We start from the raw sequence: 8708 nt of genomic DNA, 5'->3' as shown, positions 1-8708 counted from the left end.
GCCGTATCTAGCCAGTTTCTTTACTGTTTCCACGGGGAATCTTTCTTCTTCGTCCAGTTCTTCCGCCAAAGGTTTTACTTCTGTTTCAGCGAATTTTCTGTACAAGTCTCTCAACAGTACCTGTTCCTTTGAAAATCCAAACTCCATAATCTGTGTCCTCCTTAAAACATCTGTGAAAAATTTCTTTCGCCGGAAACCGCCGAAATTCGGGCGTTTTCCGTATCCTTACTCATTATACGGGAAAAGCAGAGGCTTTTCCATAATGTATACAAAAAAATACTTGCTTACCGAGCGGTGTTTTTTTCCATGCGCAGCCGTTGGCGAAACAGGGGGCGATAGATCAATTTTCTGCCCATCCGCACGCTCTCCATCAAAGAGATCCCCGTAACCCGAACCGTCTTTTTTTCCAATTCTACTTTTTTCTGCACATCCGAAAAGCCATGATACGGCTCTACCTCCCGGCCCAGCGTAATATGGGGGCTCAGCCCCTTTTTCTCCCGGGCGAAGCCCTGCTTGCCCAGGTTCTTCTCCAGGCTTTGGAACAGACGCATCAACTCACTGCTTTTTTCCACGCCTGCCCACAGAACGCCTTCCCGTCCTCTGGGGAAAAAGCCGATTCTGTCCAATGTCAGGTCAAAGGCCCGCTGGAACTTGGTAGTCTCCATCATGGCCTGGCAAACATACTCCACATCCTCCGGCGTGATTTCTCCCAGAAAGTGCAGCGTCAGGTGGAAATTGTCCCGCGGGGTATAGTTCCCCTTTCTGCAAAGCTCCGCCGCCTTGTTCTGGGCGCCCTCCAGAGAATCCTTGACCTCATCTTCCAGTTCAATGGCAATGAACGTACGCATCTCATCCCTCCTTTTTTGAAAAAGGAGCATACCTCCCTTCCGGAAAAGGGAGTTCTGCTCCTTTATGAATACTTATTTTACAAGAGCAAGCGCTCTTTCCACTACTTTTTCCACTGTAAAGCCGAAATCTTTGAACAGTGCGCCCGCAGGTGCGGAAGCGCCAAAACCGTCCATAGAGATGACGTCGCCGTCCAGGCCCACAAATTTGTGCCAGCCGAAGTCAGCCGCAGCCTCTACCGCCAGTCTTGCGCGCACTGCCTTCGGCATTACGCTTTCTTTATATGCTTCATCCTGTTCCGCGAACAGTTCCCAGCTGGGCATACTGATAACTCTCGCCTTTACGCCTTTGGCAGCCAATTCATCATATGCCTTATAGATCAGTTCTACCTCGGAGCCGCTGGCCATCAGCAGTACATCCGGTGTGCCTTCGCAGTCACGCAGGATATAAGCGCCTTTCAGCGCGCCTTTGCCGGTGCCTTCCAAAGCGGGCAGGTTCTGTCTGGACAGGATCAGGCCCGTAGGGGAAGCGGTCTTTGTCAGCGCTGTATACCAGCCTGCTGCCGTCTCTCTGGTATCGCAGGGACGGAATACAATATAGTTGGGCAGGCTGCGCAGCATTGCCAGCTGTTCGATGGGCTGATGGGTAGGGCCATCTTCGCCGACGCCGATGCTGTCATGGGTGAAAATGCTGATTACGGGCAGACCCATCAGTGCTTCCATACGAAGCCCCGCCTTCATATAATCACTGAATACAAAGAACCCAGCGATATAAGGTCTTACGCCGCCGTGTACCGCCATGCCGTTTGCCATCGCTGTCATGGCGAATTCACGGATACCAAAATGGATATTGGAACCAGCAGGGTTTTCCTTGCTGTAATATTCTCTTTCCTTCATCACGGATTTGTTGGAAGGTGCCAGATCGGCGGAACCGCCAAACAGATTGGGCACTACTTTCGCTACCTTCTGCAGTACCTTTTCGGAAGTCGCGCGGGTAGCGATATTGCCTTCATCCTTCCAGAAATCCTCGTCGTTGAGCAGATCAGCCGCCAGCTTATCGCTGTGCCACAGTTCATATTCCTTTGCCAGCTCGGGATTTGCCTTTGTGTAGGCCTCAAACAGTTCCTTCCATGCGGCTTCTTTCTTTGCGCCTTCTTCTGCCCAGGCAGCCATATGCGCCTTTACTTCCTCAGGCACATAGAAAGCCTCTGTGTAGGGCCAGCCCAGGTTTTCCTTGGCCAGCTTGATTTCTTCCTCGCCCAGAGGTTCGCCGTGCGCGGAAGCCTTGCCCTGTTTGTTGGGCGCGCCGTAGCCGATGAGAGTATTTACTTTAATCAGGGACGGTTTGTCTGTTTTCTTCGCTGCCGCGATAGCTGCCGCAATAGCGTCCACATCGTTGCCGTCAGCAACTTCCCGTACATCCCATCCATAAGCGTCAAAACGCTTCATCACATCTTCTGTGAAAGCCACATCTGTGCTGCCTTCGATGGTGATGTGGTTGCAGTCATACAGTACGATCAGCTTGGACAGACCCATGGTTCCCGCCAGAGAAGCTGCTTCGGAGGCAACGCCTTCCTGGAGGCAGCCGTCACCGCACAGAGCGTAGGTATAATGATCCACAACTTTGTATTCCGGTGTGTTGAATTTCGCTGCCAGATGGCTTTCCGCCAGTGCCATGCCCACAGCGTTGGCGATCCCCTGTCCCAGAGGGCCGGTGGTGGTCTCTACGCCTGCGGTATGGTGATATTCGGGATGGCCGGGTGTCAGGGAGTTTCTCTGACGGAAGTTCTGCAGAGCCTCGATCTTCAGACCATAGCCGAATACATGCAGCAAAGAGTACAGCAAAGCGGAACCGTGACCTGCGGACAATACGAAACGGTCTCTGTCATCCCATTTGGGGTCAGCGGGGTTTGCCTTCATTTCCTTTGCCCACAGCGCGTAAGCGGCGGGAGCAGCGCCCAGAGGCAGGCCGGGATGGCCGCTGTTTGCCTTCTGGATGGCTTCTGCGGAAAGGAAACGCAGGGTATTTACAGTCAAATTATCAATGTTCATTGGTCTCTTCCTCCTCCGTTGATGTTCTCTCCTTTATGCAGGAAAAATCATTTCTTGGGTACTGTTTCCCAGTCTTTCAGGAAACGTTCGATACCGATATCTGTCAGAGGGTGTTTTGCCATCTGGATCAGTACGTTGTAAGGAATGGTCGCGATATGGCAGCCAGCTCTTGCAGCGTCGATTACATGCAGAGGGTTGCGGATGGAAGCAGCGATGATCTCTGTTTCGATGCCGTGAATATCAAAAATATCTACGATCTCTTCGATCAGTGTCATGCCAACGGAGCCGATATCGTCTACTCTGCCCAGGAAAGGACTTACATAGGTAGCGCCTGCTCTTGCTGCCATCAGTGCCTGTGCTGCGGAGAAGATCAGTGTCACATTTGTTTTGATGCCTTCTGCGGACAGAATCTTAACTGCCTTCAGGCCTTCCAGTGTCATAGGGATTTTGATAACGATATTCTTATGGATCTTTACCAGTTCTCTCGCTTCTTTTACCATGCCTTCATGATCCAGGCTGATAACTTCCGCGCTGATAGGACCATCCACGATGGTGGTGATCTCTTTTACAACTTCCACGAAATCTCTGCCTTCTTTTGCGATCAGGGAAGGGTTTGTGGTAACGCCGCAGATCACGCCCAGATCATTTGCTTCTCTGATATGGTCTACATTGGCGGTGTCGATAAACATTTTCATGGGTAATCTCCTCTTTTCTTATTTTTTCATTTTTCTGTGTAGAAACATTCATATCGCACAGGATATGCTAGTTTAATTTTACTGCATTGACCCCCTAAAATCAACGGCTTGCCGGCAGTTTTTCGATTTCGGCAAATTGCCGAAATCCCCTTGCCCCGGAAGTGGGTCTTTTGGCTTTTCCAGGACAAATACGATCATTTGTCCTCTCTATAGAAACATTTTCCTCTCCACCATTTTTCCCTTTGTCAAAAACTGCCCAATGGGACATTTTCCGTCTCAATCTTTCTCTGCCCACAGACAAAAAAATCCCGCGAAAGGAGACACCTCTCCCCCACGGGATTTCCGAGACTTACAGCCAGCCGCGCACAAAAGCGGCGATATTCTCTTTTTCACAGACATTTTTATGACGGATGGGCCGCTCCTGGATTCCCCGAATTGGCTCCGGCACAGGAACCCCACTGACCTTTTCCAGCTCCGCCATAAGCACAAAAGCATCTTCCCCGGCGTATTTTTCATCCAGCGCCGTCATAACGTCCTTGGTGAATTTATAAGGACTGGCGGTAGAAACAATGACCATAGGCGTACTGCTGCCGCTTTCGGCCCGATATTTTTGATAAGCGGCATAGGCCACCGCCGTATGGGTATCCATCACATAGCCTGTTTTCCGGAACACCTCTTTGATGGCGGCAAAGGTCTCCCCTTCCGTAGCGTATTCCCCGGAAATTCTCTTTTCCGTAATCTCCGCCTGATACACGCCTTTTTCCTGCAAGGCGGCCATTTCCGCCTTTGTTTTCTCCTGTCCGCCCATATGGCAGAGCAGACGTTCCAGATTGCTGGAAATCAGAATATCCATGGACGGGGAAACTGTCACATGGAAGGCCCTGTTTTTGTCATAAGTGCCTGTGCGGAAGAAATCATACAGCACCTTATTGTCATTGGAGGCACAGACGAAATGACCTGCCGGCAGACCCATCTGGGCCGCATACCAGCCTGCCAGAATGTCCCCGAAATTCCCCGTGGGCACCGTAAAGTCCAACGGCTCTCCCCATGAGATCTCGCCCATTTTCACTGCCTGGATATAAGCCCAGTAATAGTAGACGATCTGAGGCACCAATCTGCCGATATTGATGGAATTGGCGGAAGAAAAACGGTATCCTTTGGCCGCCAGCTCCGTTTCCAGTTCTTTATCCGTAAAAATGCGTTTTACAGCGCTCTGGGCGTCGTCAAAATTGCCTTTGATACCCACCACGCAGGTATTGTCTCCCTCCTGGGTCGTCATCTGCAGCTTCTGTACAGGGCTGACCCCGTCCTCCGGGAAAAATACCATGATGCGGATGCCGTCCACATTGGCAAAGCCCTCCAGAGCCGCCTTGCCCGTGTCGCCGGAGGTAGCCGTCAGAATGACGATCTCCTCCCGCATCCCCAGCTTTTTCGCTGCCGTCTTCATCAAATAGGGCAGAATAGAAAGCGCCATATCCTTAAAGGCCAGCGTCCTGCCGTGGAACAGCTCCAGATACAGGGCGTCCCCCTTCTTTACCAGCGGAACGATCTGTTTGGTATCGAATTTATCATCATAGGCATGGTCGATGCAGTATTTCAGCTCTTCTTCCGTAAAATCCAGATACAGCTTCAATACCTCATAGGCCAGCTGCCGGTAATCCATTTGCATCAATTCTTCCGGGCTGCGGTCCATTTTCGGGATTCCCTGCGGAATATACAGCCCGCCGTCGGGACAGATGCCCCGGACAATGGCCTCTGATGCCGACGCTTTCAAGCTCTGATCTCTTGTGCCCATATAGGTTGTCACTGCCATACATTTCATCCTTTCTCTTTTGCGATATCTCTATTGTACGATGATTTTTTCATTTGTCAACCATAACCGTACAAATGTTTTTATTTGGCGGACATTTTATTCCCATTTCCATCCCACGGCATATTTGTTTTTCAGCCGGCCCTTCTGCGCCTTTCCCCAGCCCAGAGGGAAACCGTCCACACAGACCAGATTCCAGCCGTCCTTCGCCTCCGGCGCTTCCAGCGTCTCCCCCTTCAGATACCGCAGGACTCTTTCGTCCTCCAGCGGCAGATCCAGTACATAGTTCACGTCTTCTTTTTTCAGACCCATGGCAAAGGCCTGAGATGGTTCAAATCTGCCTTTTTTCAACGTTCCCAGCTGCCAGCCGCTGCGCAGTACCCGCAGGCCCTTGGTCTCCGGGGCGTCCTCCGGCAAAAGACAGAGACTGTCTCCGTAAATCTGAAACATCCCTTCCGGCATCCTGTTGAGATAGGCCCCGGCAAATTCCCGAAAGCCTTCCAGTTGTTTTTCCGAAACGCTTTTTTCTGCTCTGGTCCGGCAGGATGTCTCCCCGCCGTTTTTTTGCAGCAGCGCCACAAAATGGCCCTCTCCCTGTACTTTGTGAGGATACAGTCTCACGCAGGCCTCAAAGGGCGGCAGTCCCGGCGCAAAACCATGGTTCTTTTCTATGGGAACCAGAGAAAATTCCGGGTGTTTTTCCAGAAAAACGCCGATGCTTTCCTCGTTTTCCTCTCTGGCAAAGGTGCAGGTGGAATAGAGCAGCAGTCCGCCCTCCTTCAGCATACCGGCACAATGCTCCAGGATATCCGCCTGCTGTTCCCGACAGAAGGCCAGCAGTTCCGGCGTCCAGCTTTTGACCATATCCGGCTCCTTGCGGAACATCCCCTCGCCGGAGCAGGGCGCGTCAATGAGGATCTTGTCAAAGTACCCGCCGAAACGCTCCGCCAGTTTTGCCGGCGGCTCACTCATTACAATGGCGTTGCGGATGCCGCAGAGTTCGATATTTTTCAGCAGGGATTTTGCCCGGCCGGCGCTGATGTCATTGGCCACCAGCAATCCTTCTCCCGCCAGTTTCGCCGCCAGCTGGGTGCTTTTTCCTCCCGGCGCCGCGCAGATATCCAGCACCCGCTCTCCGGGAGAAACGGGCAGCACCGCTCCCGGCGTCATAGCGCTGGGCTCCTGCAGATAATACAGCCCCGCATGGTAATAAGGATGCTTGGCGGGCCGCTCCCCCTCCGCGTAATAAAACCCTGCCGCACACCAGGGCACCGGGGAAAGTGCGAACAATCCCTTTTGCTCCAGTGCCTCCGGCGTGGTTTTCAGGGTATTGACCCGCAGGCCATACCGCCGCTCCGCCGCAAAAGAGGCCAGATACGCCTCATATTCCTCTCCTAAAAGCCCTTTCATGGCTTTTTGATATTCTAATGGCAGTTCCATGTTGTTTCCTCCGTCTCTTCGATCTATGGCGTGTTTGGTATCATGATACTGAAAAAAAATGGCCCTTGCAAGAAATTGAACAAAAATTAAGCCGCCTTTTCTGATATTTTTTGTATTTACAACGTCCCCGTTCTCGTATAAGATAAATAGCGTCAAAAATCCATCGCCCATTTCGCAGAAGGAGGTGCGTTCCAATGGGGAAGCAAGTCTGGAAACCAGGCACCGTGATCTATCCTGTTCCTGCCGTCATGGTCTCCTGCGGCACCATGGAAGAAAAAAATATCGTTACGGTGGCATGGACGGGCACCGTCAACACCAATCCGCCCATGACCTATATCTCTCTGCGCCCCGAGCGCCATTCCTATGACATCATCCGCAAAAACGGCACCTTTGTCATCAATCTGGTGACAAAACGTCTGGCTCGTGCCTGCGATTTCTGCGGTGTCAAAAGCGGAAGGGATGTGGATAAATACCAGGAGCTGGGACTCTTGGCGGAACCGGGACCGGCTACTGGCTGTCCCATCATTGCCGAAAGTCCCGTCAATATCGAATGCAGGGTCAAAGAAATCCTGCCTTTAGGAAGCCACCATATGTTTTTAGCGGAGGTGGTCTCTGTCAGCGTCAGCGACGAATACATGGATGAAAGCGGGAAATTCCATTTTAACCGCAGCCAGCCTATCTGCTACTCCCACGGCGGTTACTTTACACTGGGGGATCAGGTCGGCTCCTTCGGTTATTCCGTCCGCAAAAAGGCGGCGGACGGCCCCAAAAAGGCCCGTTGGCGCAACACCAGACCGGAAAAGAAAAAAAAGAAGGGAAAAGGGAAAAGCTGAGCGTTTCTCATGGTCTTTGGCCCACAGGAAACGCCCGACAAGGAGGTACGATTATGCTGCAGATCACAGAGGTAAACATTTTTTCACTGAGCCGGGAAGACGGCGTCTGTTCCATTGAAGGGGAGATCATTTTTGAAGATGATCTGACCTCTGCTTTTGAAGCCACCTATCTGGAGGATGAGGATGAACTGGAGGATGTTTCCCTGGAAATGGATTTCGACCAGTTCGATCAGAAGGTATGGAAGGAAATGCTTTTGGATGCCATCGAAAATTACGAAGAATAATCCATCCGACATAAAAAAGCCGAACATCCCATAAAAACAGGGATATTCGGCCTTTTTTGTTAAAAAATCCGTTTCGGTCTAAACTCCAGATAATCCGACGAGGTCAAATGGTAGCGGATGCCTTCCCGCTCTCCCTCCAGCGCCATGCTATGGCTGCTTTCCCCGTGAAGATGGCCATAGACCACCTCTCTGACCGGGTACTGGCCAAAAAGCTCCGTAAATCCGGAGGGCCCGTGGTTTTCGTTTACCGGCGGAAAATGGAGCATCACCAGTATGTTTTCCGCCCCCTGTCTCATGGCACAATCCAAAGACAGCCGCAGACGAATCAATTCCCGGCGATAAATTTTCTCGTCCTCCGCCGTAAAAGCGGTTTCGTTGGGGCAGGTCCATCCTCTGGCACCGCAGAGAAACCAGTTCTCCCACCGGGTCGTGTCATTTTTCAGAAACGTCATGCGGGGATACTGCCCCGCCAGTCTGGAGGAGGATTTCCACCAGTAGTCATGATTCCCCGGCAAAAGTACCTTCCGCCCCGGCAGACCGTCGATCACATCCAGATCCGCCGCCGCGTCCGCCAGACGCATCCCCCAGGAAATATCCCCCGGGATCAGCACCGTATCCTCCGGGCCAACGGTATTTTTCCAGTTTTCTATGATCCTTTTGTCGTGCTCCTTCCACTGCTCTCCGAAAATATCCATGGGCTTCGGGGCAGCGAAGGAAAAATGCAGGTCTCCAATGGCAAAAAGCCCCAT

General features: G+C 51.9%; 9 protein-coding genes. 2 read left to right on the top strand and 7 right to left on the bottom strand.

Annotated elements, in window-relative coordinates:
- From H9X84_RS13420 to H9X84_RS11975, 6 genes are all read right to left on the bottom strand, one after another.
- The coding region (locus H9X84_RS13420; protein WP_205134502.1) for an acyl-CoA dehydrogenase family protein at positions 1-147 on the bottom strand (147 nt) is incomplete at its 3' end.
- Positions 148-284: 137 nt separating this feature from the next.
- Positions 285-848, bottom strand: a complete 564-nt coding sequence (thpR, locus tag H9X84_RS11995) for an RNA 2',3'-cyclic phosphodiesterase (protein WP_205134501.1) — start codon at positions 846-848, stop codon at positions 285-287.
- A 72-nt stretch (positions 849-920) separates the two neighbouring features.
- Positions 921-2897, bottom strand: coding sequence for a transketolase (tkt, locus tag H9X84_RS11990; protein WP_205134500.1), 1977 nt, complete (start codon positions 2895-2897; stop codon positions 921-923).
- Between the two features lie 47 nt (positions 2898-2944).
- Positions 2945-3592: a fructose-6-phosphate aldolase gene (fsa, locus tag H9X84_RS11985; RefSeq protein ID WP_205134499.1), complete on the bottom strand. Its 648-nt coding sequence runs from the start codon at positions 3590-3592 to the stop codon at positions 2945-2947.
- A 349-nt stretch (positions 3593-3941) separates the two neighbouring features.
- On the bottom strand, positions 3942-5405 hold the full coding sequence (thrC, locus tag H9X84_RS11980) for a threonine synthase (RefSeq protein ID WP_205134498.1): 1464 nt from the start codon (positions 5403-5405) through the stop codon (positions 3942-3944).
- A gap of 96 nt (positions 5406-5501) precedes the next feature.
- Positions 5502-6842 (bottom strand): RsmF rRNA methyltransferase first C-terminal domain-containing protein, encoded by a 1341-nt coding sequence (locus H9X84_RS11975; RefSeq protein ID WP_205134497.1) that lies wholly within the window; start codon positions 6840-6842, stop codon positions 5502-5504.
- Positions 6843-7036: 194 nt separating this feature from the next.
- On the opposite strand from H9X84_RS11975, the gene H9X84_RS11970 reads away from it, so the two are divergent.
- Entirely contained in the window at positions 7037-7675 is a 639-nt protein-coding gene (locus tag H9X84_RS11970; RefSeq protein ID WP_205134496.1) for a flavin reductase family protein, read from the top strand.
- 53 nt (positions 7676-7728) lie between these two features.
- Entirely contained in the window at positions 7729-7959 is a 231-nt protein-coding gene (locus tag H9X84_RS11965) for a hypothetical protein (RefSeq protein WP_205134495.1), read from the top strand.
- 59 nt (positions 7960-8018) lie between these two features.
- Here H9X84_RS11965 and H9X84_RS11960 read toward each other — a convergent pair whose 3' ends face one another.
- Positions 8019-8708: a metallophosphoesterase gene (locus H9X84_RS11960; protein WP_205134494.1), complete on the bottom strand. Its 690-nt coding sequence runs from the start codon at positions 8706-8708 to the stop codon at positions 8019-8021.

This window comes from Anaerotignum lactatifermentans, assembly GCF_016902535.1.
GTDB lineage: Bacteria > Bacillota > Clostridia > Lachnospirales > Anaerotignaceae > Anaerotignum > Anaerotignum lactatifermentans_A.
This window is presented reverse-complemented; position numbering and strand designations above follow the sequence as displayed.